This is a genomic window from Castellaniella hirudinis (assembly GCF_047468865.1).
Classification (GTDB): Bacteria; Pseudomonadota; Gammaproteobacteria; order Burkholderiales; family Burkholderiaceae_B; genus Castellaniella; species Castellaniella hirudinis_A.
The window spans coordinates 1-21,563 of the sequence record NZ_JBLGTV010000017.1; the positions used below are offsets into that span (position 1 = coordinate 1).

Below are 21,563 nucleotides of genomic sequence, written 5' to 3' on the forward strand. Positions count from 1 at the left end.
CCCTTTGCCGTGGTCGTCATGGCGCAGCTGCAGGCCAACGGCCACCGGGACAAACGCACGCGGCTGGGGCCCAAATTTCAGCTGGTACGCCGGCTGCAGCATTATGGCTACGACCCCGTGGTGGCCATGCAAGTGTACCGCCTGATCGAATGGATGATTGCGCTGCCCGAAGACCTGGAAGCGGATTTTTTACAGACGGTCGAGACCCTGACCAAGGAGAATGAGATGACGTATGTCACGCTGATCGAACGCGCCGGCCATGCCCGGGGCCACGCCGAAGGGCTTGCCGAAGGCAGTGTAGAGGGTCAGGCGAAGACCTTGCTGCTGCTGGTGCAACGCCGCTTCGGCCCGCAGCCCGACGCCATCGTCCAGCGTATCCAGGCCGCCACGGCGGCGCAGCTGGAAACCTGGGTGCTGAATTTCGTGGACGCCACCGAACTGGATGACGTGTTTCGGGGTTGACAACGGAAAGGCCAGCCTCGCAATCGTCCGATTCAGCCCTTGGCGCGGCGCAATTGCTGGCGGTGCAGCCATTCGCCGATGATGCCCCGGCGGAACGTCAGCACGCAAACCACGAAAATGAACCCGATCACAATCGTGACCGATTCTCCCAGTACCCGGAACCACTCGATGCCGGTTTCCTGCATCAGGAAGCGGCCGATGTCGCCCACCTTGTTTTCCAGGGCCACCACGATGATCGCCCCCAGGACGGGGCCGGTCAGCGTGCCCATGCCGCCGATCAAGGTCATCAGGATGACCATGCCGGACATCTGCCAGGTGGCGTCCGACAGTGTGGCCGAAACGAACACCACGGATTTCGTGGCGCCGGCCAGACCGGACAGGGCGGCGGACAGCACGAAGGCCAGCAGCTTGAAGCGATCCACATGGTAGCCCAGAGACACCATGCGGGCCTCGTTTTCGCGGATGGCCTTCAGGGCCTGGCCAAAAGGGGAATGCACCGTGCGCCAGATCAGGGCGTAGCCCAGGACGAAAACCGCCATGACGACATAATACAGATTGATATCCTGGCTGAGATCCAGGCCCAGGATGCTGCCGCGGGGGATGCCCTGCAGACCGTCTTCGCCGCCTGTGAACGGCGCTTGCAGAAAATAGAAGAACAGCATCTGCGCCAGGGCCAGGGTGATCATGGCGAAATAAATGCCGCTGCGCCGGATCGACAGCAGCCCGAATACCAGGCCCAGCAGGGCGGCGCTGGCCGTGCCCGCCAGCAGGCCGCTGGCCGTGGGCCAGCCCCAGACGGTGAGCGCTTGCCCGCAGGTGTAGCCCGCCAGCCCCAGGAACGCGGCATGGCCGAATGACAGCAGGCCGGTATAGCCCAGCAGCAGATTGAAGGCGCAGGCGAACAGGGCGTAGCACATGACCTTCATGATGAAGATGGGGTAGGCCCCAATGGCGGGCAGTGCCGCGATCACGAGGATGGCGATCAGGTAGCCGATGCGTTGACGATTCATGATTCTTTCCCGAACAGCCCGGCCGGACGCAGCAGCAGGACGATCACCATGATGATGAACACCACGGTGCTGGAGGCTTCCGGCCAGAAGACCTTGGTGAAGCCTTCAATAATGCCCAGGCCCAGGCCCGTGACGATCGAGCCCAGGATGGAGCCCATGCCGCCGATGACCACCACGGCGAACACCACGATGATGAGATTGGAACCCATCAGCGGCGACACCTGCAGGATGGGGGCCGCCAGCACGCCCGCGAAGGCCGCCAGGCCGACCCCCAGGCCGAAGGTCAGGGAAATCATCAGGGGCACATTGACGCCGAAGGCTTCGACCAGCTTGGCGTTTTCCGTCCCCGCCCGCAGCAGGGCGCCCAGGTGGGTTTTTTCGATCAGGAACCAGGTGGCCAGGCAGGCCAGAATGGAGGCGACCACGACCCAGCCGCGATAAATGGGCAGGTACATGAAGCCCAGGTTGACCCCGCCCTGCAGCAGGGTCGGCGTGGAGTACGGTTGGCCCGATACGCCGTAGATGCTGCGGAACAGGCCCTCGATGATCAGGGCCAGGCCGAAGGTCAGCAGCAAGCCGTAGAGCGGGTCGAGCTTGTACAGGCGGCGCAGCAGCAGGCGTTCGAGGGCAATGCCGAACAGGCCCACCACAATGGGTGAGACCACCAGCATGATCCAGTAGTTCAGCCCCAGGTACTGCAGGCCCAGCCAGGCGACGAAGGCCCCCAGCATGTACAGGGCGCCGTGGGTGAAATTGATGATGTTGAGCAAGCCGAAGATGATGGCCAGCCCCAGGGAAAGCACGGCATAGAAAGAGCCATTGACCAAGCCCAGCAAAAGCTGGCCCAGCAAGGCCTGGATGGGGACACCAAAGAGTTCTGTCATAGCGCTGCAGCAAAGGCGATTAACCGGGACACCGGATGGAATGGCCCTGCCGCGCAGGCAAGGCCATTGGGGCCGGACGGTGCATCAGCCCTTGAGCAGGGGGCAGGTGGATGTGGATTCCGCCCCATAGACGGCTTCGGCCGGCAGGGTGCGCACGATGTTGTAGTAATCCCAGGGCGCTTTGGATTGTTCGGGCGTCTTGACCTGGGCCAGGAACATGTCGTGCATGAACAGGCCATCTTTGCGGATATAGCCGTCTTTGACGAACATGTCGTTGATTTTGTGGGATTTCAGGTATGCCATCACCGTATTGCCATCGTCCGATCCAGTGGCCTTGACGGCCTGCAGGTAATTGAGCGCGGCGGAGTAGTCGGCGGCCTGCACGAACGAGGGCGCGCGGTTCAGCTTATCGAAGAAGCGCTTGGCCCAGGCGCGGGAATCGTCGGTGCGATCCCAGTACCAGGGGGTGGTCAGGTAGAGGCCGGCCGTATTGTCCAGCCCCAGCGAATGGACGTCGTTGATGAACACCAGCAGTCCGGCCAGTTTCATGGTCTGGGTAATGCCGAATTCTTTGGCGGCCTTGACGGAATTGATGAAGTCGCCCCCCGCATTGGCCAGCCCCAGCACCTGGGCGCCGGAGGTCTGGGCCTGCAGCAGGAACGAGGAAAAATCGGTGGTGGACAGCGGTGCGCGCACCTGGCCCACCACCGTGCCGCCATGGTTCTTGACGACCTTGGCGGTGTCTTCTTCCAGCGAATGGCCGAAGGCGTAGTCGGCGGTCAGGAAGAACCAGGATTTTCCGCCTTCTTCGACCACGGCGGAGCCCGTGCCGTTGGCCAGGGCGGTGGTGTTGTAGGCGTAGTGGATGGTGTAGGGGGTGCATTTATCGTTGGTCAGCAGGGACGAGCCCGGGCCGATGGCGATGAAGGGTTTTTGTTTTTCGGCCGCGACCCCCGCCATGGCCAGGGCGGTGGCCGAATTGGTGCCGCCGATCAGCATGTCCATGTGCTGCGTGTCGAACCAGTCGCGTGCGCGCGCCGAGGCGATGTCGGCCTTGTTCTGGTGGTCGGCCGTGAGAAGCTCGATTTTCTTGCCGTCGATCTCGCCGCCCATGTCGGCGATGGCCATGCGGATGGCGTCGGCGCCGCCATTGCCGTCCACGTCGGCATAAACGCCGGACATGTCGGTGATGAAGCCGATGCGGATGACGTCGTCGGATATCCCGGCAGCCTGGGCGGATAGGCTCAGACCCAGACCAGCAACGGCCAGGGCCGCGGATAGGGTACGCAATTTCATGGGAAGTCTCCTGTGGTGGCCGGTATCGCCGGCAAATAAAGGAATCGGCATCAGACGCCCAACAGGCTGTCGAGCCTGTTTTGCTTTTCGGCCAGCTGGGCGGCGGGGAATTCTTCGACGATCTGGCCGTGTTCCATGATGTAGAAGTGGTCGGCCAGCGGGGCGGCAAAGCGGAAATTCTGCTCGACCATGACCACGGTATAGCCCTTGGTCTTGAGCGTGGTGATCATGCGGGCCAGGGCCTGGACGATGACCGGGGCCAGGCCTTCGGAGATTTCGTCGAGCAGCAGCAGGTTGGCCCCGGTGCGCAGGATGCGGGCCACCGCCAGCATCTGCTGTTCGCCGCCGGACAGCCGAGTGCCGGGCGAGTGGCGGCGTTCGAGCAGGTTGGGGAACATGTCGTAGATTTCGGCCAGCGACATGCCGCCGCCCAGGGTATTGCCCACGGTGGGCGGCAGCAGCAGGTTTTCCTCGCAGGACAGCGAGGCGAAGATGCCGCGTTCTTCGGGGCAGTAGCCGATGCCCAGGTGGGCGACCCGGTAGGTGGGCAGGTGGATGGATTCGGCGCCCTGGATACGGATGGAGCCCGTGCGGCGGCTGGTCAGGCCCAGCAGGGCGCGCAGCGTGGTGGTGCGCCCCGCGCCGTTGCGCCCCAGCAGCGTGACCACCTGGCCCGCCTGCACCTGCATGTTGACGCCATGCAGGACGTGGGATTCTCCGTACCAGGCGTGCAGGTCGGTGATTTCCAGGGCGGGCGTATGGCTCATGCCTCGGCTCCTTCGAGTTCGCCCTGGGCGGTGCCCATGTAGGCTTCCATGACGGCGGGGTTGTGTGAAACGGCGGCGTAGTCGCCTTCGGCCAGGACGGCCCCCCGGGCCAGGACGGTGATGCGGTCGGCGATGGAGGACACGACGTTCATGTTGTGCTCGACCATCAGGATGGTGCGCCCGACGCTGACCTGCTTGATCAGCTGCGTGACGCGATCGACGTCTTCGTGGCCCATGCCCTGGGTGGGTTCGTCCAGCAGCATGAGGCTGGGTTCCATGGCCAGGGTGGTGGCGATTTCGAGGGCGCGCTTGCGGCCATAGGGCAGGTTGACGGTGATTTCGTCGGCGAAGCCGCCCAGGCCGACTTCGTCCAGCAACTGGATGGCGCGTTGGTTCAGGTGGGTGAGGCTGTTTTCGCTGCGCCAGAAGTGAAAAGACAGCCCGGTGTTGCGCTGCAAGGCGATACGCACGTTATCCAAGACCGACAGCTGGGGGAAGACGGCGGAAATCTGGAATGACCGGATGATCCCCTTGCGGGCGATGCCGGCGGGCTGGTCGCGGGTGATTTCCCGGCCATCGAAGAAGATTTGCCCCCGGGTGGGGGTGATGAATTTGGTGAGCAGGTTGAAGCACGTGGTCTTGCCTGCGCCGTTGGGGCCGATCAGGGCGTGGATGTGGCCGCGCTGCACCTGCAGATTGACAGCGTCCACTGCGACGAAACCCAGGAAGGTCTTGGTGAGATTACGGGTTTCGAGGATGGGGGCTGTGCGCATGGTGGCTTGAAGTATCCCGTGGCTGCGGCGTGGATTACTTTAAGTATGCGAGGTCGAGCAGGGGGTTTCTATTGGGGTTTTACTGGGTTGTCTTGCCGTTGGGTAAAAATGGTGTGCTGCAATGTCCTGCCCCATTCATCCTGGTGTCTTGTCCGGGTAATCGCACAGGTCGGCGATGGGGCATTGCGGGCATTTGGGCTTGCGGGCGACGCATACATACCGGCCATGCAGGATCAGCCAATGGTGGGCATCCAGCAGATAGGGCTTGGGCACGCGCTTCAGCAGGGCTTGTTCCACCGCCAGCACGGTTTTGCCGGGCGCGATGCCGGTGCGGTTGGAGACCCTGAAGATGTGGGTGTCCACCGCCATGGCCGGTTGGCGAAAGGCGGTGTTCAGCACCACATTGGCGGTTTTCCGGCCCACGCCGGGCAGGGCTTCCAGGGCTTCCCGACGGTCGGGCACCTGGCCGTCGTGGTGTTGCAGCAGCAGTTCGCAGGTGCGGATGACGTTGCGCGCCTTGGTCTTGTACAGGCCGATGGTGCGGATGGCTTCGGTCAGCGCTTCGAGCCCCATGGCCAGCAGGCCTTCCGGGGTGCCGTGTTCGGGGAAAAATCGCCGGGTCGCCAGGTTGACGGCGCGATCCGTGGCCTGGGCCGACAGCATGACGGCGATCAGCAGCTGGAACGTGCTGTGGTATTCCAGCTCGGTCTTGGGCTCCGGGTTGGCGGCTTGCCAGCGGCGAAAGCATTCTTCGACGGCGGCGCGTTTCATGATCGGCGCGCCCGGGCCCGGGCCAGCGCCTGGGCGATGCGATCCTGCTTGTCGTGTGTGGAGGCGGGCGTGGCCAGGATCGGCTTGTTGGCCAGGGTGCGGGCCGCCGGGCTGCCCGCCTCGGTGTGGCGCGATTGCAGGCGCTGGTTGCGCGCCTGATAGCGCTGGCGGGCCTGCGCGGCATCCTGCGGGGTCCAGTCTCGGCGGGCGGGCACCATGCTGATGCAGTCGACCGGGCAGGGGGTCACGCAGCGTTCGCAGCCGGTGCAGTCTTCCTCGATGATGGTGTGCATGCTTTGGCTGGCCCCCAGGATGGCATCCACCGGGCAGGCCTGGATGCACAGGGTGCAACCGATGCAGTGCGCCTCGTCGATCAGGGCGATGCGAAACGGCTGGTGGCGGCCGCAGTCGGGATCCAGGGGCCGGGCCGGCCGATCCAGCGCTTGGGCCAGCGCGGCGATGGTCTCGGGGCCGCCGGGGGGGCAGCGGTTGATGTCGGCCCGGCCTTCGGCCATGGCCCGGGCGTATGGACGACAGCCGTCGTAGCCGCACTGCCCGCATTGGGTCTGGGGCAGGAGGGCATCCAGGGTGTCGATCAGGAAAGACATGCAACAGCCAAATCGGGAAAACACGGGGCGCCGCCGCGGGCCGGCCCGCGGCGGCGCCGGAACTATGCGTGCGCGCGGATGAATGCGGCGAGTTTCGGGTAGACCAGGGCGCGCCAGCGGCGACCGGAGAAAATCCCGTAGTGGCCGCATTGGGGCGCCGTGTAGGATTCGCGCAGGTTGTCCGGCAGGTGCTTGCACAGGGTCTGGGCCGCGTGGGTCTGGCCGGGGCCGGAAATATCGTCGAGTTCGCCTTCGATGGTCAGCAGCGCCGTCCGTCGGATGGCTGCGGGCTCGACCCGGTCGCCGTCGATCACCCAGGTGCCCTGCGGCAGGCGGAATTCTTGGAAGACCGTGCGGATGGTGTCCAGGTAAAACTGTGCCGGCATGTCCAGGACGGCGTTGTACTCGTCGTAGAAGCGGCGGTGGGCTTCGGCGTCGCTGTCGTCGCCGCGCAGCAGGTGCAGGTAGAAGTCGTAGTGGGATTTCAGGTGGCGGTCGGGGTTCATTGCCACGAAGCCGGCGTGCTGCAGGAAGCCGGGGTAGACCTGGCGTCCGGCGCCCGGGTAGCGGGCGGGCACGCGGTGGATGAGGTTGTCTTCGAACCAGGCGTATGACTTGGTGGTCGCCAGGCGGTTGACCTGGGTCGGGGAGTTTCGGGTGTCGATGGGGCCGCCCATCATGGTCATGGTGCGCGGCTGACAGGGGTCGTTGTGGCTGGCCAGCAGCGACACGGCCGCCAGCACCGGCACCGTGGGCTGACACACGGAAATGACGTGTGTCTCGGGGCCCAGGTGGCGCAGGAAGGTCTGGATGTAATGAACGTAGTCGTCCAGGCTGAACGTGCCCTGGTCGGCGGGCACCATGCGGGCGTCGATCCAATCGGTGACGTAGACATCGTGCGCGGGCAGCAGCGTGCGCACCGTATCGCGCAGCAGCGTGGCATGGTGGCCCGACAGCGGGGCGACCAGCAGGATACAGGGGTCTTGGCGCGAGGTGTCGCGGCGGAAATGCACCAGCCGGCAAAAGGGCTGCGCCAGCGCGGTTTCCTCGGTGACGGCGACGTCTTGCCCGTCGATGACGGTGGCGGCGAGGTTCCAGGCGGGTTTTTCGTAGTCTTTGCCCATGCGGTGGGCAAGTTCGTAGGCGGCGGCGAACTGCCGCGACAGCGGCGTGTACGCCAGCGGGCTATAGGGATTGGAGAACAGCTGCGAACCGGTTTCGGTAAAGGCGGTCAGGGGCGCGAGAATCGTGCGTTGGAGTTCGTGTAGGTCGTACAGCATAGAATGCGTTCCAGTGGTCTGCAGCGGCGCAGATCATGCGCCGGGGTATGGTTTGTGCAGACCTAAAGTACCGGTAAACGTGACGATGCGCTACCGGAATTACCCGATGTGAGTGAATCCCTGGTCGAGGGAGTTGTCTTTTGCAGACAGTCGGATCAGGGACGTTCGAGGTATTTGAGCTTGTCGGCCACGCCGTTCCAGTCGTCGGCGCCATCCAGCGGCGTGACGGAGCGGTTGATCGGGCCGAAGGTGGGCGCGAGTTCGGCGTTCAGCGGGATGTAGTCCACCTGATCCTGGGGAACGTCTTCTTCGGCGAAAATGGCATTGGCTGGGCATTCGGGCACACAGACGGCACAGTCGATGCATTCTTCGGGGTCGATGACCAGGAAATTGGGCCCTTCTCGAAAACAGTCCACAGGACAGACATCGACGCAGTCGGTATATTTACATTTAATACAGTTTTCGGTGACGACGTGGGTCATGGGGTGCTCCGGCAAAAAAACAAAGCCAATAAGGCCATCCGGGATTTTACCTAATTTACCGTTTCAGACAGGCAGAGCCTGATACACAGGTAGGGCTGCCGGGCGGGTGTATCTTGTAGTATGGCGGTTGCCGCACGGCGTCCAGGCCCTTTTGTCGATCCCCGACTGATTTGATCGTTTGTTTTTCAGCACCATGAGCCAATCTTCTTTTTCCACGTCGCCCGACCCCTTTGATGCGGCCTGGTTCCGGGCGGCTGCCGATGGCCTGGACGAAGCCGGCCAGGCCCTGCTGCGGCAGGCCGTCGAATGGGTGCGCGCCCCATTGCGGCAGGCGGTGGCCAGCACGGGCGAGCCCCTGGATGCCCATTGCGCCGCCGTGGCCCTGATACTCGGCGAATTGGGCTCGGATGCCGCGACCCGGGCCGGCGCGCTGCTGGCGGTTCAGCCGGTGCCCGGCGGCGAATTGTCCCGCACCGATCCCCTGCGCAAGGCGTTCGGACCCGAGGTCGCCACGCTGGTGCAGGGCGCGCGCGCCCTGCTGATGCTGGGGACGGTGGCCGGGCGTGCCCAGGATCGGTCCGGCGCCGATCAAAAAGAAATGCAGCGCAAGATGCTGCTGGCCATGGCGGCCGATTTGCGCATCGTGCTGATGCGGCTGGCGTCGCGGCTGCAGTCCCTGCGCTGGTATGCCGCCAGCCGCACGCCGTGCCCCGTGGGCTTTGCCCGCGAAACCATGGCCTTGTACACGCCGCTGGCCAATCGCCTGGGGATCTGGCAGCTGAAATGGGAGATGGAAGACCTCTCCTTCCGTTTTCTGCAGCCGGACACCTACAAGGCCATCGCCCGCCAACTGGAGGAAAAACGCACAGAGCGCGAAGCCTTCATCGACGCGGTCATGCGGCGCCTGCGGGCGGCGCTGGACGATGCCCATATCCCGGCGGAAATCAGCGGGCGCCCCAAGCACATCTACAGCATCTGGAACAAGATGCGCATCAAACATCTGGCGTTCCACCAGCTGTTCGATTTGCGCGCCTTGCGGGTCATTGTGGCCGACGAGCGTGCCTGCTACGCGGCCCTGGCGCTGGTGCATGCGATGTGGACTCCGGTGCCCGAGGAATTCGACGACTACATCGCGCGGCCCAAGCCCAATGGCTACCGATCCCTGCATACGGTGGTGGCCGATGCCGAAGGCCGCGCTTTTGAAATCCAGATTCGCACCCGCGCGATGCACCAGTTCGCCGAGTACGGCATGGCGGCGCACTGGCGCTACAAAGAGGCCGGCGCCAAAGGCGGGCAGGTGGCGGCGGCCAGCGCTGACGATCAGAAAATCTCCTGGATGCGCCAGCTGCTGGCCTGGAAGGAGGACGGCGGGACGGCGCCCGCCCCGGATGCCCCCCGCGCCAACCGGCATATTTACGTCATGACGCCGCAGGCGCGGGTGCTCGAACTCCCGGACGGCGCCACGCCCGTGGATTTTGCCTATCTGCTGCACACGGATTTGGGCCACCGCTGCCGGGGGGCGCGGGTCGATGGGCAGATGGTGCCCTTGTCCACCCGCCTGCGCACGGGCCAGACGGTCGAAATCATCGCCGCGAAATCCGGCGGGCCGTCACGCGATTGGCTCAACCCGCAACTGGCCTATCTGGCCAGTCCCCGGGCGCGGGCCAAGGTGCGGGCCTGGTTCAATGCGGTCGAGCTGCAGCAGCGCATCGCCCAGGGCCAGGCCCTGGTCGAAAAAGAACTGCAGCGCCTGGGCAAGACCGCCATCAACCAGGAAAACCTGGCCCAGCAACTGGGCTTTGCTCGTGCGGACGACCTTTACGTGGCCGCCGCAAAAGAAGAATTCAGCTTGCGCCAGATCGACCAGATCTTTCGTGAGCCCGCGCCGGACACGCCCGCGCCGGACACGGCGCGTGTCTATGCCAGCGAAGCCAGCAGCGTATCGCGCACCGGCAAGAGCGGGGTGCTGGTGGTGGGGGTGGATTCCCTGATGACGCAGCTGGCGCGCTGCTGCCGCCCCGCGCCGCCGGACGCCATCGAGGGTTTCGTCACGCGGGGCCGGGGGGTGTCCATCCATCGGCGCGACTGCACGGCCTGGGCCGCGCTGGCCCAGCGCCACCCCGAACGCTGCATCCAGGTCGATTGGGGCGATACCGGCCAGGCCGTGTATCCGGTCGATCTCAACATCCATGCCCAGGATCGGCCCAACCTGCTGCGCGACCTGTCCGAGGTCTTTGCGCGGCTGCGTCTGCGGGTGGTGCGGGTGACCACCCACAGTCGCCGATCCCTGGCGCATATGGTCTTCACCATCGAGGTTCGCGATGGCGAGCAAATCCGGCAGGCATTGGCGGCGGTCAACGAATTGCCCGGCGTGCAGGCCAACCGGCACTGATCCGGCCGCCGCCGGGCCGTCGCCCGGCGGCGGCGCGGCAGCGGGCCGCAGCGGCCGCCCCGGTCCGCCGGGCGCTGCTAAAATGGTCGTTTGCCGGCCTGTGTGGTCCGTCTGCCCAATCTGGGCGCCTTACAAGCGAGTCTGAATTTGAAACCCTATCATTTGCCGGATGCCCGGGGGCATTTCGGCCAGTTTGGCGGTTCGTTCGTGGCCGAAACCCTGGTGCATGCCCTGGACGCCTTGCGGGATGCCTATCAGCGATACCGCGACGACCCCGAATTCCTGCGCGAATTCGCCGACGAGCTCGAACATTTTGTCGGCCGCCCCAGCCCCGTCTATCATGCGCGGCGCTGGTCGCGGCAACTGGGCGGCGCGCAGATCTGGTTCAAGCGCGAAGATCTCAACCACACGGGCGCGCACAAGGTCAACAACTGCATCGGCCAGGCGCTGCTGGCCACGCGCATGGGGAAACCCCGCGTCATCGCCGAAACCGGCGCGGGCCAGCATGGGGTGGCCACGGCCACCGTGGCTGCGCGCTACGGCCTGGAATGCGTGGTGTACATGGGCAGCGAAGACGTCCGCCGCCAGGCGTCCAATGTGTATCGCATGAAGCTCCTGGGGGCCCGGGTGGTGCCGGTTGAATCCGGCTCGCGCACGCTTAAAGACGCCCTCAACGAGGCCATGCGCGATTGGGTCGCCAACGTGGAAAACACTTTCTACATCATCGGCACGGTGGCCGGGCCGCACCCGTACCCCCAGATGGTGCGCGATTTCCAGACCATCATCGGGCGCGAATGCCTGACGCAGATGCCGCGCGACGCGGGCCGCCAGCCGGATTACGTCCTGGCGTCCGTGGGCGGGGGGTCCAATGCCATCGGCATCTTCCACCCCTATATCGAATACGAATCCGTCCGCTTGATCGGGGTCGAGGCCGCCGGCGAGGGCCTGGACAGCGGCCACCATGCGGCGTCCCTCAATCGGGGCGTGGTGGGGGTGCTGCATGGCAACCGCACGTATCTGCTGCAAGACGCCGATGGCCAGATCACAGAGACCCATTCCATTTCCGCCGGGCTGGACTACCCCGGCGTCGGTCCCGAGCACGCCTGGCTGAAGGATTCCGGCCGCGCCCAGTATGTGGGCGTCACCGACAGCGAGGCGCTGGCGGCGTTTCACGACTGCTGCCGCATCGAAGGCATCATGCCGGCGCTCGAATCCGCCCACGCGATTGCCCATGCGGTGAAGCTCGCCCCCACGTTGCCGCCCGAGCAAATCATCCTGGTCAATGTCTCCGGCCGGGGCGACAAAGACATGCATACGGTTGCCGAATACAGCGGCATCACGCTTTAGGAGTCCGCCTTGACTGCAGCAGCATCCAATCCGCGCCTGGCCGCTTGTTTCGGCGGCCTGTCCGGGCGCACCGCCTTGATTCCCTACATCACGGCGGGCGATCCGCTGGCGGAGTCCACCCCCGCGCTCATGCAGGCCTTGGTGGCGGCGGGGGCCGATGTCATCGAACTCGGCGTGCCGTTTTCCGATCCCATGGCCGATGGCCCGGTCATCCAGCAGGCGGGCGAACGCGCCATCGCCGCCGGGGTCGGCCTGTCCCGTGTGCTGGATATCGTAGCCGAGTTCCGCCGGCACGATGAGCGCACGCCCGTGGTGCTCATGGGCTATGCCAATCCAGTCGAATGCATGGGCCGGCAGGCTTTTGTCGACCGGGCGACCGCCGCCGGGGTCGACGGTGTCCTGGTGGTGGACTACACGCCCGAGGAATCCGCCGAGTTCGCCGCCAGCCTGTCCGCCGCCGGCCTGGACCCCATCTATCTGCTGGCTCCCACCTCCACCGAGGCCCGCATGGCGGATGTCGCCCGTCTGGCGCGCGGCTATGTGTATTATGTGTCCCTCAAGGGCGTGACCGGGGCGGGTAACCTGGATACCGACGATGTCGCCCGGCACCTGGCCGCCATTCGCTGTCACGTCGCCATCCCGGTGGGGGTGGGTTTCGGCATCCGCGATGCCGCCAGCGCGGCCCGGGTGGCGGCCCATGCCGATGCCGTCGTCATCGGCAGCAAACTCATCCAGGTGCTCGAATCCGCATCGCGCCGCGATGGCCCTCGGGCGGCGGTTCAGGCGGCCGCCCAGTGGCTGGCGGAGGTGCGCCAGGCCATCGATCACGTGAAAAAAGGTTAAGCCATGAGCTGGTTCGAAAAAATACTGCCACCGCGCATCAACCGCCAAAGCGATGCGGCGTCCAAGCGGGTGCCCGAAGGGCTGTGGGTCAAATGCCCGTCCTGCGAATCCGTGCTGTACAAAGAAGACCTGCAGGCGACCCTGAATGTCTGTCCGAAGTGCAGCCACCACATGCGCATCGGCGCGCGGGCGCGCATTGATTCCCTGATGGATCCGGAGGGCCGCACCGAAATCGGCGCGCAGACGCGCCCGATGGATCCGCTTAAGTTCAAGGATTCGCGCAGATACCCCGAGCGCGTTTCCGAAGCCACCAAGCAAACCGGTGAATCCGAAGCCCTGGTGGTGGTCAGCGGCACGATTCTGTCGGTGCCCGCCGTGCTGGCCTGCTTCGAGTTCGCCTTCATGGGCGGGTCCATGGGCTCGGTCGTGGGCGAACGCTTTGCCCGCGGCGTCCAAGAGGCCATCCAGCGGCGCATGCCGTTTGTCTGCGTGTCGTCTTCAGGCGGGGCGCGCATGCAGGAATCCCTGTTTTCCCTGATGCAAATGGCCAAGACCACGGCGATGCTGCATCAGCTGTCGGATGCCGGCCTGCCTTTCATCAGTATCCTGACCGACCCCACCATGGGCGGGGTATCGGCGTCTTTCGCCTTCATGGGCGACGTGGTGATCGCCGAGCCCAATGCCCTGATCGGTTTCGCCGGGCCAAGGGTGATCGAGCAGACCGTGCGTGAAAAACTTCCCGAGGGCTTCCAGCGGGCCGAGTTCCTGCTGGCCAAGGGGGCCATCGATCAGGTTGTGGATCGCCGCAAGCTGCAGGCCGAAGTCGCCCATTTGCTGGCCTTGTTTACCCGCCAGCCCATCGAGGTCGTTGCCCAGGAGGCCTGATCCCCAACGCTCGGCCCACGAAAAAAACAGCCCAAGGCTTGGGACAAAGCCTTGGGCTGTTTTTTTGCCGCGCCGGGCCTGTGCGCCCGGCACAGGCCCGGGCAAGGCCCGAGCTTAATGCGTGGTTTCCACCTGCTGCAGGGGTTCTTCGGCGGGCTGGGCCACGGATTTACGCGCGCGTCCCAGCTTGGGCGTCGGGGTGGCCGGCGCTGCGGCGGTGCTGGCGCCGGCCCGGGTTTCGACCATCTGCATGCCGGCGGCCTGCAGCGAGACCTCCAGGGGCGGCAGGACGATAGGCTGGCTGCTGTTGCCGACCTGCGGTGCGGGGGCGTCGTCGTCCCCGGCATCGGCCGGGGCATTGGCCTCTTGTGGCGCAGCCGGCGCTTCCGCAGCCAGCGGCGGCTGCGGTGTGGTGGTCGGCTCGGCGGTGGCGGGCGCGTCGTCCGGTGTCGGCGCCGTGTCGGCGACGGGTGCCGCTTCGGTGTCGGCAACGGCGGGCGCTGCGTCCGCTTCGGCGGTCACCGGCGTGTCCACGACGGTGGTCGGGGCCTGGACGGCGGCTTCCGCTGCTGCGCGGCCCGGCGCGGGCGTGTCGGCGACGGGCGCTGCTATGGTCTCGGCCTGCGGGCGGGGCGTTGCGTCCGTCGGCGCGGCGTGGGCCGGGGTGGCGATCCAGGCGTCCGCTGGTGCAGCGGCGGGGCTGGCCGGAGTGTCTGCGGCGTCGTCCGCCGGCACGCTGGCCGTGTCCGGGGTATCGGCTTGCGGCTGCGCGGCGGCTTGAACCGCGTCGCCGGCCTGATCCAGCGCCTGTGGATCGAAGCGCGGGGTCTCATGGGTTTCGAGATCGGGCGTGCCGGCCGTCGTGGCCGCGCTGTCGGCGTCGGTGTGCTGAACACCGCCATCGCTGGCTTCGGCGCCCCGGCGGCCTCGGCGGCCCCGGCGACGGCGGCGCTTGTTGCGCTCGGTATCCGGGGTTTCCAGGTCGCTGTCGCCGTCCATGTCGATGGCCGGCCCCGCCGTCGTGGCGGTATCGTCGGTTTGGGGCGCAGGGTCTTCGTGGGCGGGCGTTTCCGCGCCGCCGACCGGGCCGGCGGCGGCAACCGCCTGGGCTGTCTGGGTGGCAGCAGCGTCGACGCTGGCCAGCGCAGCGGAGGCCTGGTCAGGCGTCTTGACGTCTGTGGCCGTGAGCTGATCGTCGGTGGCGTGGATATCCTGGGCGTCATCCTGGCGGGCGCGTCCCCGTCCGCGACGGCTGCGGCTGCGGCGCGGTTCGCCGGTTTCCGGGTTGGTTTCCGGGGCGGCGGACGCGGCGGGACGATCGACCTTGGCGGCCGTCACCGGCGCGTCGCGGTCTTCCGGGGTGCGTTCCGGGTGGTTGCGCCCGCGGCGGTTGGCCTGGCGCGCGTCGTTGCCGCGCTCGGCGCGTTCGGGACGGGTTTCGGCGGTGTCCGGTTTTTCGGCGCGCGCGGTGCGCTCGGTGCGGTGGTGGCCGCGGCCATCGGGGCGTCGGCCCTGGCGGCCGCGTCGTGGTTTGTCGTCCGCACCGGCGTGGCTGGCCGGCGGCGGCGTATCAGTGCCGGCCGCAACCGGCGCGGGTGCGCCCGAGAACCAGGCCAGGATGCGCTTGAACAGGCCGCCCGAGGGTTCGGTGGGGGCCGGGGGGAGGCTGGCGGCGATGGCTTTGGCGGGCCGATCCACGTGCGGAGGAGCCGGCTGCGCGGGCTGGATGCTTTTGACCAGGGCTTCCTGCCGGGGGCCGGCGTCCTGGGCCTTGTTGGCTTGCCAGACGAGCTTGTCCTCGGGTTCCTGGACGAGCTCGAAGCTGGTTTTGTTGTCGTCCAGGCGCGGGTCGTCGTGGCGCAGGCGCTCGATGTGGTGATGCGGGGTTTCCAGGGACTTGTTGGGGATCAGAACCAGGTTGACCTTCAGGCGGGCCTCGATCTGGCTGATGTCGTGGCGTTTTTCGTTCAGCAGGAAAGTGGCCACATCCACGGGCACCTGGGCGTGCAGGGCGGCCGTGCCTTCTTTCATGGCTTCTTCCTGCAGCAGGCGCAGCACGTGCAGCGCGCTGGATTCGGCATCGCGGATCACGCCGGTGCCGGTGCAGCGCGGGCAGGTGACGTGCGAGCCTTCGTTGAGCGCCGGGCGCAGGCGCTGGCGCGAGAGTTCCATCAGGCCGAAGCGCGAAATCTTGCCCATCTGGACGCGCGCCCGGTCGAAGTGCAGGGCGTCGCGCAGGCGCTGTTCGACGGCCCGCTGGTTCTTGCTGTCCTCCATGTCGATGAAGTCGATCACGATCAGGCCGCCCAGGTCGCGCAGGCGCAACTGGCGGGCGACCTCGTCGGCGGCTTCGGCGTTGGTGCGGACGGCGGTTTCCTCGATATCGGCGCCGCGGGTGGAGCGGGCCGAGTTGACGTCTACCGCGACCAGGGCTTCGGTGTGATCAATGACGATCGCGCCGCCCGAGGGCAGGGTCACCGTGCGCGAATAGGCGGTTTCGATCTGGTGTTCGATCTGGAAACGGGAGAACAGGGGGACGTCGTCGCGATAGCGCTTGACGCGGCTGACGTTGTCGGGCATGACCACGCTCATGAAGGCCATGGCCTGGTCGTAGATGTCATCGGTGTCGATCAGGATTTCACCGATTTCCAGCGAGAAATAATCGCGGATGGCGCGGATCACCAGGCTGGATTCCAGGTAGATCAGGATGGGGGCCTTGTTTTCGCGGGCCGCCCCGTCGATGGCCGTCCAGAGCTGCAGCAGGTAGTTCAGATCCCATTGCAGTTCTTCGACGCTGCGGCCGATGCCCGCCGTGCGGGCGATCATGCTCATGCCGCCGGGGATCTCCAGCTGATCCATGGCTTCGCGCAATTCTTGGCGGTCTTCGCCTTCGACGCGGCGCGAGACCCCGCCGCCGCGCGGGTTGTTGGGCATCAGCACCAGATAGCGGCCCGCCAGCGAAATGAACGTGGTCAGGGCCGCGCCCTTGTTGCCGCGTTCTTCTTTTTCGACCTGGATGATGAGTTCCTGGCCTTCGGTCAGGGCGTCCTGGATGCGCGCGGTGCGCACGTCCACGCCTTCTTTGAAGTAGCTGCGGGCGACCTCTTTGAAGGGCAGGAAGCCGTGGCGGTCTTCGCCGTAGTTGACGAAACAGGCTTCCAGGCCGGGTTCGATGCGGGTGATGACACCTTTGTAGATATTGCCCTTGCGTTGTTCGCGTCCGGCGGTTTCGATGTCCAGGTCGATGAGTTTTTGACCATCGACAATCGCGACGCGTAGTTCTTCTTGGTGCGTCGCATTGAACAGCATGCGTTTCATGAGTGGGTTTCTCCGTTGTCAGGGTGCGCCGGATTCGGCGCACGACCACGGGCCACTTGGTTGCGGTGCGGCAGTCTGCGGGGAGGGGAGGCGACGGACGTGTTCAGGCCGCGCCAGTCTCCGGTGGGGGTGGCACGGTGCGCTGGTGGGCGCGGGGTTCTGGCAGCAGGAGAGTCAGGGTCACGGTCGTGGTTGACGAAAAATTGCTGGGAACGTCGAACGCGCATAGCGCGGCGTTCGGTGCGGAAGAACGAGCAGAAATCTGCGGCGTCGCACGCGGCGTCGTGTCGATTCAAGCCTGATCGAGCAGGCGAGGAACCAGGACAAGGCCGGCGACCAAGGACCCGAAGGCCGAAATCCAGGCAGTACAATGGTGTCCCTGCGGCCGGCCGGAGACGCGTGTGTCGGGTCTCTACGGTTGGCGGTTCTCGGCCTTTAAAAGGCTGCAATGATTATATGCTGCTTTTCCCTATGCGCAAAATAGATATCGCATCCAGCCGGGCCGCCGCCCCCGCCCCCCAGGCGCGCCTGGTGCGGGTGGGGGCCGAATCAGAAGGCCAGCGGCTGGATAATTTCATCTTGCGCCTCAGCAAGGGCGTGCCCAAAAGCCACTTGTACAAAGCCATCCGCGATGGCCAAGTGCGGGTCAACAAGGGCCGCTGCCGGGCCGATACCCGGCTGCAGGCGGGCGATCAGGTGCGTATCCCGCCCCTGCGGCTGCCGGATCCCGGCGCCCGGCGGCCCGTGCCGCCGGCCAGTTTTCCCGTGCTGTACGAAGACGCCCATCTGCTGGTCATCGACAAGCCGGCCGGCGTGGCCGTGCATGGCGGCAGCGGCGTGTCCTTCGGGCTCATCGAGCAGCTGCGCGCCGCCCGCCCCGACGAGCGCATGCTGGAATTGGCCCATCGGCTGGATCGCGAGACCTCGGGCGTGCTGATGGTGGCCCGCAGCCGCAAGGCTCTGGTGGCCCTGCACGACATGATGCGCAACAGCCTGGGGCACAAGCACTACCTGGCCCTGGTGACGGGCGATTGGGTCAACGACCGCCAGCACATCCGTCTGCCCTTGCTGAAATACCTGACCCCCGGCGGCGAGCGCCGCGTGCGGGTGGATGCCCTGGGCAAGGCCGCGCACACCATCGTGACGCTGAAACACCGCTATGGCGGCGATTATTCCCTGGTCGGGGCCGAATTGCGCACGGGCCGCACGCACCAGATCCGCGTGCATCTGGCCGCCCAGGGCCATCCGATCGCCGGCGATGAAAAATACGGCCCGGAGGCCGTGCGCCAGGCCTTGTTCGCGCAGGGGCTGCGGCGCATGTTCCTGCACGCCTGCCGCCTGGAGATCGCGCATCCGGTCACAGGCGAACTACTGTGCCTGGAGGCCCCCTTGCCCCCGGCCTGCCAGGCTTTTCTGGATGGCCTGGCCCAGCGCCGCGGGCCTGGCCCGGCCACCGCCCAACGACCCGCCCGCATCAGGTGATTGCATGACCGCTTTGTCTTCCGCCGCCGCCCAGGCCCCCGCATACCGGGCCGTCATCTTCGATTGGGATGGCACACTGCTGGATTCCACCCACCATATCGTCGGGGCCTTGATCGGGGCCTGCCGGGACTTGGGCCTGCCCGAGCCCACGCGCGAGGCGGCCAGCTGGGTGATCGGCTTGTCGCTGCAGGCCGCCCTGTATCAGCTGGCGCCCGATCTGCCGCCCGGGCAGGCGGATGCCTTCGTGGCCCGCTACAAGGCGCATTTCATGCGGCTGCAAGGCGAAATCCGCTTCTTCGATGGCCAGGCCCGGCTGTTGCGCGAGCTGCGCGCCGGGGGCACCATCCTGGCCGTGGCCACGGGCAAAAGCCGGAAGGGGCTGGATCAGTCGATTGATGCCCTGGGCCTGCACGGTGTATTCCAGGCCACCCGCACCGTGGACGAGGCCCGGGGCAAGCCCGACCCCGACATGCTGCACCAGCTGCTGGCTGAATTGGATCTTTCCCCCGAAGGCACCCTGATGGTGGGTGATACCACCCACGATATCCTCATGGCTCAGGCCGCCGGGGTGGACAGCCTGGCGGTTGCCTATGGCGCGCATCGCGCCGATCTGCTGGCGTCCGCCCGGCCCACCGCCCTGGTCGATACCGTTCCCGCCATGCAATCCTGGATCAAGTCCAGAATCTATCCCGGGTTTGTTTGACGGCCCGCGCCGCGGGGGCGGGCGGGGCTACGCCCCCGCCAAAAACAAGAATAAAGTCGGCCGCCGCTCGAAATCCGGGGCGCCCGCCTTGCGCCAGGCTTGGATGCTCAGTGTGCGGATGGATTCATCTTCGCAGGTGAGCGCGCTGGCCACGCACAGCCGCGTCGTGTCCCGCAGCGTCGCCAGCAGCGCACTGAAAAGCGCCGGGTTGCGATACGGCGTTTCGATCAGGATTTGCGTCTGCTGCTGCTTGTGCGATGCGGATTCCCAGGCCCGCAGCTGCGCATCGCGTTCACGCGGCTTGACCGGCGCATAGCCATGGAACGCGAAGCGCTGGCCTTGCAGGCCGCTGGCCATCAGGCCCAGCATGATCGACGAAGGCCCTGCCCAGGGACGAACCCGCAGCCCGCGCGCATGCGCCTGGGCCACCACCAGGGCGCCGGGGTCGGCCACGGCGGGGCAGCCCGCTTCGGACACCAGCCCCAGATCCTGATCCGGGGGCACCGCGGCCAGCCACGCGCTGATTTCCTGTGCCGTGGTGTCGGCCCGCAGCGTCTGGATGACGATGTCCTGCAGCGGGGCCGAGGTGCCGACCTGCTTCAAGAAGGCTCGGGCCGTCTTGGCATTTTCGGCGATGAAGAAACGCAGGCCGGCGGTGGTGTCCTGGGCCGCCTGGGGCAGCCAGCGCGCCGGGTCCGAATCGCCCAGGCCGACGGGAATGAGATGCAAGGTAGTCATGGCGGAATGAAAGGGCCGCTTTATTGCGGCGCGGTGGGGGGTGGGCTCAAGGGGTCGATGCCGAAGGCGCGCAGCATCCGGCACACGGCAATCAAGGGCAGGCCGATCAGCGCGGTCGGGTCGTCGCTGCGCATTTGCGCCATCAGGGCGATCCCCAGGGCTTCCGCTTTGGCGCTGCCCGCCGTGTCGAAAGGCTGTTCGGTGCGCAGGTAGTGCTGGATTTGCGCTGGGGTCAGCGGCAGGAACCGGCATTCGGTGGGCACGTCCTCGACCAGACTGTCGTCTTCGGCGCAGACGCATACTGCGGTGTGAAACACCACGGTGTGGCCGCTGAAGGCTTGCAATTGCGCTTGCGCGGCGGGGTAGGATCCGGGCTTGCCCATCGGCCGGCCATTGAAGTCGGCCACCTGATCCGAGCCGATCACCAGGGCCCCGGGATGGTCGGCCAGGATGCGCCGGGCCTTGGCCTGCGCCAGGCGTCGGGCCAGCAGGCGCGGGGTCTCGCCGGGCAGGGGATGTTCGTCGATATCGGGCGCGAGCGACTGGAAAGGTAGCCGCAGCCGCTGCAATAGCTCGCGCCGGTAGGGCGAACTGGACGCCAGGATAAGGCTCATGTCGTGTCGTGGGAAAAACGCTTAGTTTAATGCCTGGTGAACAAATTGACTTAACTTGTGAAAGTCAATTAAAATCTAGAGTTTTCTTGGCAACCAGAATAATCAGTACGCCTTAGCCAACCCTTAGAGACCAGTACCATGCAGATTGATGCCCAGGATTTTGCGCGGGCCTTGCGTGTGGCCGAGGGGCGCACGGCGGCGCACGAATTTACCCGGCTTTGCCAGGGCCTGCCCACACCGCAAACCGCTGAAATCAGCTGGCAAGTGGCCGGCGGCCATGATGCCCCGACCGGCCGGATGTGGCTGGATATCCAGGCCCAGGGCCAGGTCGGCCTGGTGTGCCAGCGCTGCCTGGAAACCATGCCGGTCATGCTGCGGGTGGATAATACCGTGGGTTTGGCGCCCGACCAAGCCAGCCTGGATGCCTTGGACACCCTGGAATCCAGCGGCGAAGGCCCGGATATTGAGTATGTGCTGGCCGATCAACGGCTGGATTTGCTGTCCCTGGTCGAAGACGAACTGATTCTGGTTCTGCCTTATGCGCCCCGGCATGACGTGTGCCCGGGCGTGTCCGGGCAGGCTGGTGCGGCGGGCGCCGCGCGGCAGGACAAACCATCGCCCTTTGCTGTTCTCGAACAGCTCAGGAAACACTAACAACCCATTCAACACGCGGGCTCGTGCTTACTTTAAAATGAGCGGCCCCGATCTCAGGAGTCACCATGGCTGTCCAGCAAAACAAAAAGAGCCCGTCCAAGCGCGGCATGCATCGTTCGCACGATTTCCTTTCCGCGCCCGCCACGGCCATCGAGCCCACCACGGGCGAACAACACCTGCGCCACCACATCAGCCCCAACGGGGTGTATCGCGGCCGCAAGGTTCTGAAAACCAAGAACGACGAATAATCAGGC

The 21,563-nt window shown here is 65.9% G+C and carries 20 protein-coding genes and 1 pseudogene; 9 read left to right on the top strand and 12 right to left on the bottom strand.

Annotation, left to right across the window (positions count from 1 at the left end):
- A pseudogene (locus ACMHYJ_RS15155) lies at positions 1 to 462 on the top strand (hypothetical protein); the annotation flags it as partial.
- Positions 463 to 494: 32 nt separating this feature from the next.
- Here ACMHYJ_RS15155 and ACMHYJ_RS15160 read toward each other — a convergent pair.
- The 9 genes from ACMHYJ_RS15160 to fdxA form a co-directional block, all read right to left on the bottom strand.
- Positions 495 to 1,472, bottom strand: coding sequence for a branched-chain amino acid ABC transporter permease (locus ACMHYJ_RS15160; RefSeq protein ID WP_414247031.1), 978 nt, complete (start codon positions 1,470 to 1,472; stop codon positions 495 to 497).
- A complete protein-coding gene (locus tag ACMHYJ_RS15165; protein WP_414247032.1) occupies positions 1,469 to 2,356 on the bottom strand; it encodes a branched-chain amino acid ABC transporter permease in 888 nt (295 codons plus the stop codon). The genes ACMHYJ_RS15160 and ACMHYJ_RS15165 overlap by 4 nt, the downstream gene beginning before the upstream one ends.
- Positions 2,357 to 2,440: 84 nt before the next feature.
- Positions 2,441 to 3,652, bottom strand: coding sequence for an ABC transporter substrate-binding protein (locus tag ACMHYJ_RS15170; RefSeq protein WP_414247033.1), 1,212 nt, complete (start codon positions 3,650 to 3,652; stop codon positions 2,441 to 2,443).
- A 50-nt stretch (positions 3,653 to 3,702) separates the two neighbouring features.
- A complete protein-coding gene (locus ACMHYJ_RS15175) occupies positions 3,703 to 4,419 on the bottom strand; it encodes an ABC transporter ATP-binding protein (RefSeq protein ID WP_414247034.1) in 717 nt (238 codons plus the stop codon).
- A complete protein-coding gene (locus ACMHYJ_RS15180) occupies positions 4,416 to 5,192 on the bottom strand; it encodes an ABC transporter ATP-binding protein (protein WP_414247035.1) in 777 nt (258 codons plus the stop codon). The genes ACMHYJ_RS15175 and ACMHYJ_RS15180 overlap by 4 nt, the downstream gene beginning before the upstream one ends.
- Before the next feature lie 135 nt (positions 5,193 to 5,327).
- Positions 5,328 to 5,963, bottom strand: coding sequence for an endonuclease III (gene nth / locus ACMHYJ_RS15185; RefSeq protein WP_414247036.1), 636 nt, complete (start codon positions 5,961 to 5,963; stop codon positions 5,328 to 5,330).
- Positions 5,960 to 6,571: an RnfABCDGE type electron transport complex subunit B gene (locus tag ACMHYJ_RS15190; RefSeq protein WP_414247037.1), complete on the bottom strand. Its 612-nt coding sequence runs from the start codon at positions 6,569 to 6,571 to the stop codon at positions 5,960 to 5,962. The genes nth and ACMHYJ_RS15190 overlap by 4 nt, the downstream gene beginning before the upstream one ends.
- Before the next feature lie 62 nt (positions 6,572 to 6,633).
- The gene (locus ACMHYJ_RS15195; protein WP_414247038.1) at positions 6,634 to 7,851 is read right to left on the bottom strand and encodes a polyhydroxyalkanoate depolymerase; all 1,218 of its coding nucleotides are present in this window, start codon (positions 7,849 to 7,851) and stop codon (positions 6,634 to 6,636) included.
- Positions 7,852 to 8,006: 155 nt separating this feature from the next.
- Positions 8,007 to 8,333 (bottom strand): ferredoxin FdxA, encoded by a 327-nt coding sequence (fdxA, locus tag ACMHYJ_RS15200; RefSeq protein ID WP_414247039.1) that lies wholly within the window; start codon positions 8,331 to 8,333, stop codon positions 8,007 to 8,009.
- Between the two features lie 193 nt (positions 8,334 to 8,526).
- Between fdxA and ACMHYJ_RS15205 the strand changes: the two genes are divergently transcribed.
- The 4 genes from ACMHYJ_RS15205 (at position 8,527) to accD (ending at position 13,800) form a co-directional block, all read left to right on the top strand.
- Positions 8,527 to 10,725, top strand: coding sequence for a RelA/SpoT family protein (locus tag ACMHYJ_RS15205; RefSeq protein WP_414247040.1), 2,199 nt, complete (start codon positions 8,527 to 8,529; stop codon positions 10,723 to 10,725).
- 147 nt (positions 10,726 to 10,872) lie between these two features.
- On the top strand, positions 10,873 to 12,072 hold the full coding sequence (gene trpB, locus ACMHYJ_RS15210) for a tryptophan synthase subunit beta (protein ID WP_414247041.1): 1,200 nt from the start codon (positions 10,873 to 10,875) through the stop codon (positions 12,070 to 12,072).
- 9 nt (positions 12,073 to 12,081) lie between these two features.
- The gene (trpA, locus tag ACMHYJ_RS15215; protein WP_414247042.1) at positions 12,082 to 12,915 is read left to right on the top strand and encodes a tryptophan synthase subunit alpha; all 834 of its coding nucleotides are present in this window, start codon (positions 12,082 to 12,084) and stop codon (positions 12,913 to 12,915) included.
- A 3-nt stretch (positions 12,916 to 12,918) separates the two neighbouring features.
- The gene (gene accD, locus ACMHYJ_RS15220; protein ID WP_414247043.1) at positions 12,919 to 13,800 is read left to right on the top strand and encodes an acetyl-CoA carboxylase, carboxyltransferase subunit beta; all 882 of its coding nucleotides are present in this window, start codon (positions 12,919 to 12,921) and stop codon (positions 13,798 to 13,800) included.
- Between the two features lie 114 nt (positions 13,801 to 13,914).
- On the opposite strand, the gene ACMHYJ_RS15225 is transcribed toward accD, so the two are convergent.
- Positions 13,915 to 17,118 carry an Rne/Rng family ribonuclease gene (locus tag ACMHYJ_RS15225; RefSeq protein WP_414247044.1) on the bottom strand — a complete coding sequence of 1,068 codons (3,204 nt, stop codon included), beginning with the start codon at positions 17,116 to 17,118 and terminating at the stop codon, positions 13,915 to 13,917.
- A 471-nt stretch (positions 17,119 to 17,589) separates the two neighbouring features.
- Here ACMHYJ_RS15225 and ACMHYJ_RS15230 point away from each other — a divergent pair, with 471 nt between their 5' ends.
- Positions 17,590 to 18,600 carry an RluA family pseudouridine synthase gene (locus tag ACMHYJ_RS15230; RefSeq protein ID WP_414247045.1) on the top strand — a complete coding sequence of 337 codons (1,011 nt, stop codon included), beginning with the start codon at positions 17,590 to 17,592 and terminating at the stop codon, positions 18,598 to 18,600.
- A 4-nt stretch (positions 18,601 to 18,604) separates the two neighbouring features.
- The gene (locus ACMHYJ_RS15235; RefSeq protein WP_414247046.1) at positions 18,605 to 19,303 is read left to right on the top strand and encodes an HAD-IA family hydrolase; all 699 of its coding nucleotides are present in this window, start codon (positions 18,605 to 18,607) and stop codon (positions 19,301 to 19,303) included.
- A gap of 27 nt (positions 19,304 to 19,330) precedes the next feature.
- Here ACMHYJ_RS15235 and ACMHYJ_RS15240 read toward each other — a convergent pair whose 3' ends face one another.
- A complete protein-coding gene (locus tag ACMHYJ_RS15240) occupies positions 19,331 to 20,041 on the bottom strand; it encodes an SAM-dependent methyltransferase (protein ID WP_414247047.1) in 711 nt (236 codons plus the stop codon).
- A 20-nt stretch (positions 20,042 to 20,061) separates the two neighbouring features.
- Entirely contained in the window at positions 20,062 to 20,655 is a 594-nt protein-coding gene (locus ACMHYJ_RS15245) for a Maf family nucleotide pyrophosphatase (protein ID WP_414247048.1), read from the bottom strand.
- A gap of 138 nt (positions 20,656 to 20,793) precedes the next feature.
- On the opposite strand from ACMHYJ_RS15245, the gene ACMHYJ_RS15250 reads away from it, so the two are divergent.
- Both ACMHYJ_RS15250 and rpmF read left to right on the top strand, forming a co-directional pair.
- A complete protein-coding gene (locus ACMHYJ_RS15250; RefSeq protein ID WP_414247049.1) occupies positions 20,794 to 21,309 on the top strand; it encodes a YceD family protein in 516 nt (171 codons plus the stop codon).
- A gap of 65 nt (positions 21,310 to 21,374) precedes the next feature.
- Positions 21,375 to 21,557: a 50S ribosomal protein L32 gene (gene rpmF / locus ACMHYJ_RS15255; RefSeq protein ID WP_414247050.1), complete on the top strand. Its 183-nt coding sequence runs from the start codon at positions 21,375 to 21,377 to the stop codon at positions 21,555 to 21,557.
- The last annotated feature ends 6 nt before the right edge of the window (positions 21,558 to 21,563 follow it).

Excerpts from the sequence above, each read along its gene's own strand:
- ACMHYJ_RS15160 (WP_414247031.1), bottom strand. The coding sequence starts at position 1,472 with ATGAATCGTCAACGCATCGGCTACCTGATCGCCATCCTCGTGATCGCG.
- ACMHYJ_RS15165 (WP_414247032.1), bottom strand. The coding sequence starts at position 2,356 with ATGACAGAACTCTTTGGTGTCCCCATCCAGGCCTTGCTGGGCCAGCTT.
- ACMHYJ_RS15170 (WP_414247033.1), bottom strand. The coding sequence starts at position 3,652 with ATGAAATTGCGTACCCTATCCGCGGCCCTGGCCGTTGCTGGTCTGGGT.
- ACMHYJ_RS15175 (WP_414247034.1), bottom strand. The coding sequence starts at position 4,419 with ATGAGCCATACGCCCGCCCTGGAAATCACCGACCTGCACGCCTGGTAC.
- ACMHYJ_RS15180 (WP_414247035.1), bottom strand. The coding sequence starts at position 5,192 with ATGCGCACAGCCCCCATCCTCGAAACCCGTAATCTCACCAAGACCTTC.
- nth (WP_414247036.1), bottom strand. The coding sequence starts at position 5,963 with ATGAAACGCGCCGCCGTCGAAGAATGCTTTCGCCGCTGGCAAGCCGCC.
- ACMHYJ_RS15190 (WP_414247037.1), bottom strand. The coding sequence starts at position 6,571 with ATGTCTTTCCTGATCGACACCCTGGATGCCCTCCTGCCCCAGACCCAA.
- ACMHYJ_RS15195 (WP_414247038.1), bottom strand. The coding sequence starts at position 7,851 with ATGCTGTACGACCTACACGAACTCCAACGCACGATTCTCGCGCCCCTG.
- fdxA (WP_414247039.1), bottom strand. The coding sequence starts at position 8,333 with ATGACCCACGTCGTCACCGAAAACTGTATTAAATGTAAATATACCGAC.
- ACMHYJ_RS15205 (WP_414247040.1), top strand. The coding sequence starts at position 8,527 with ATGAGCCAATCTTCTTTTTCCACGTCGCCCGACCCCTTTGATGCGGCC.
- accD (WP_414247043.1), top strand. The coding sequence starts at position 12,919 with ATGAGCTGGTTCGAAAAAATACTGCCACCGCGCATCAACCGCCAAAGC.
- ACMHYJ_RS15225 (WP_414247044.1), bottom strand. The coding sequence starts at position 17,118 with ATGAAACGCATGCTGTTCAATGCGACGCACCAAGAAGAACTACGCGTC.
- ACMHYJ_RS15230 (WP_414247045.1), top strand. The coding sequence starts at position 17,590 with ATGCGCAAAATAGATATCGCATCCAGCCGGGCCGCCGCCCCCGCCCCC.
- ACMHYJ_RS15235 (WP_414247046.1), top strand. The coding sequence starts at position 18,605 with ATGACCGCTTTGTCTTCCGCCGCCGCCCAGGCCCCCGCATACCGGGCC.
- ACMHYJ_RS15240 (WP_414247047.1), bottom strand. The coding sequence starts at position 20,041 with ATGACTACCTTGCATCTCATTCCCGTCGGCCTGGGCGATTCGGACCCG.
- ACMHYJ_RS15245 (WP_414247048.1), bottom strand. The coding sequence starts at position 20,655 with ATGAGCCTTATCCTGGCGTCCAGTTCGCCCTACCGGCGCGAGCTATTG.
- ACMHYJ_RS15250 (WP_414247049.1), top strand. The coding sequence starts at position 20,794 with ATGCAGATTGATGCCCAGGATTTTGCGCGGGCCTTGCGTGTGGCCGAG.
- rpmF (WP_414247050.1), top strand. The coding sequence starts at position 21,375 with ATGGCTGTCCAGCAAAACAAAAAGAGCCCGTCCAAGCGCGGCATGCAT.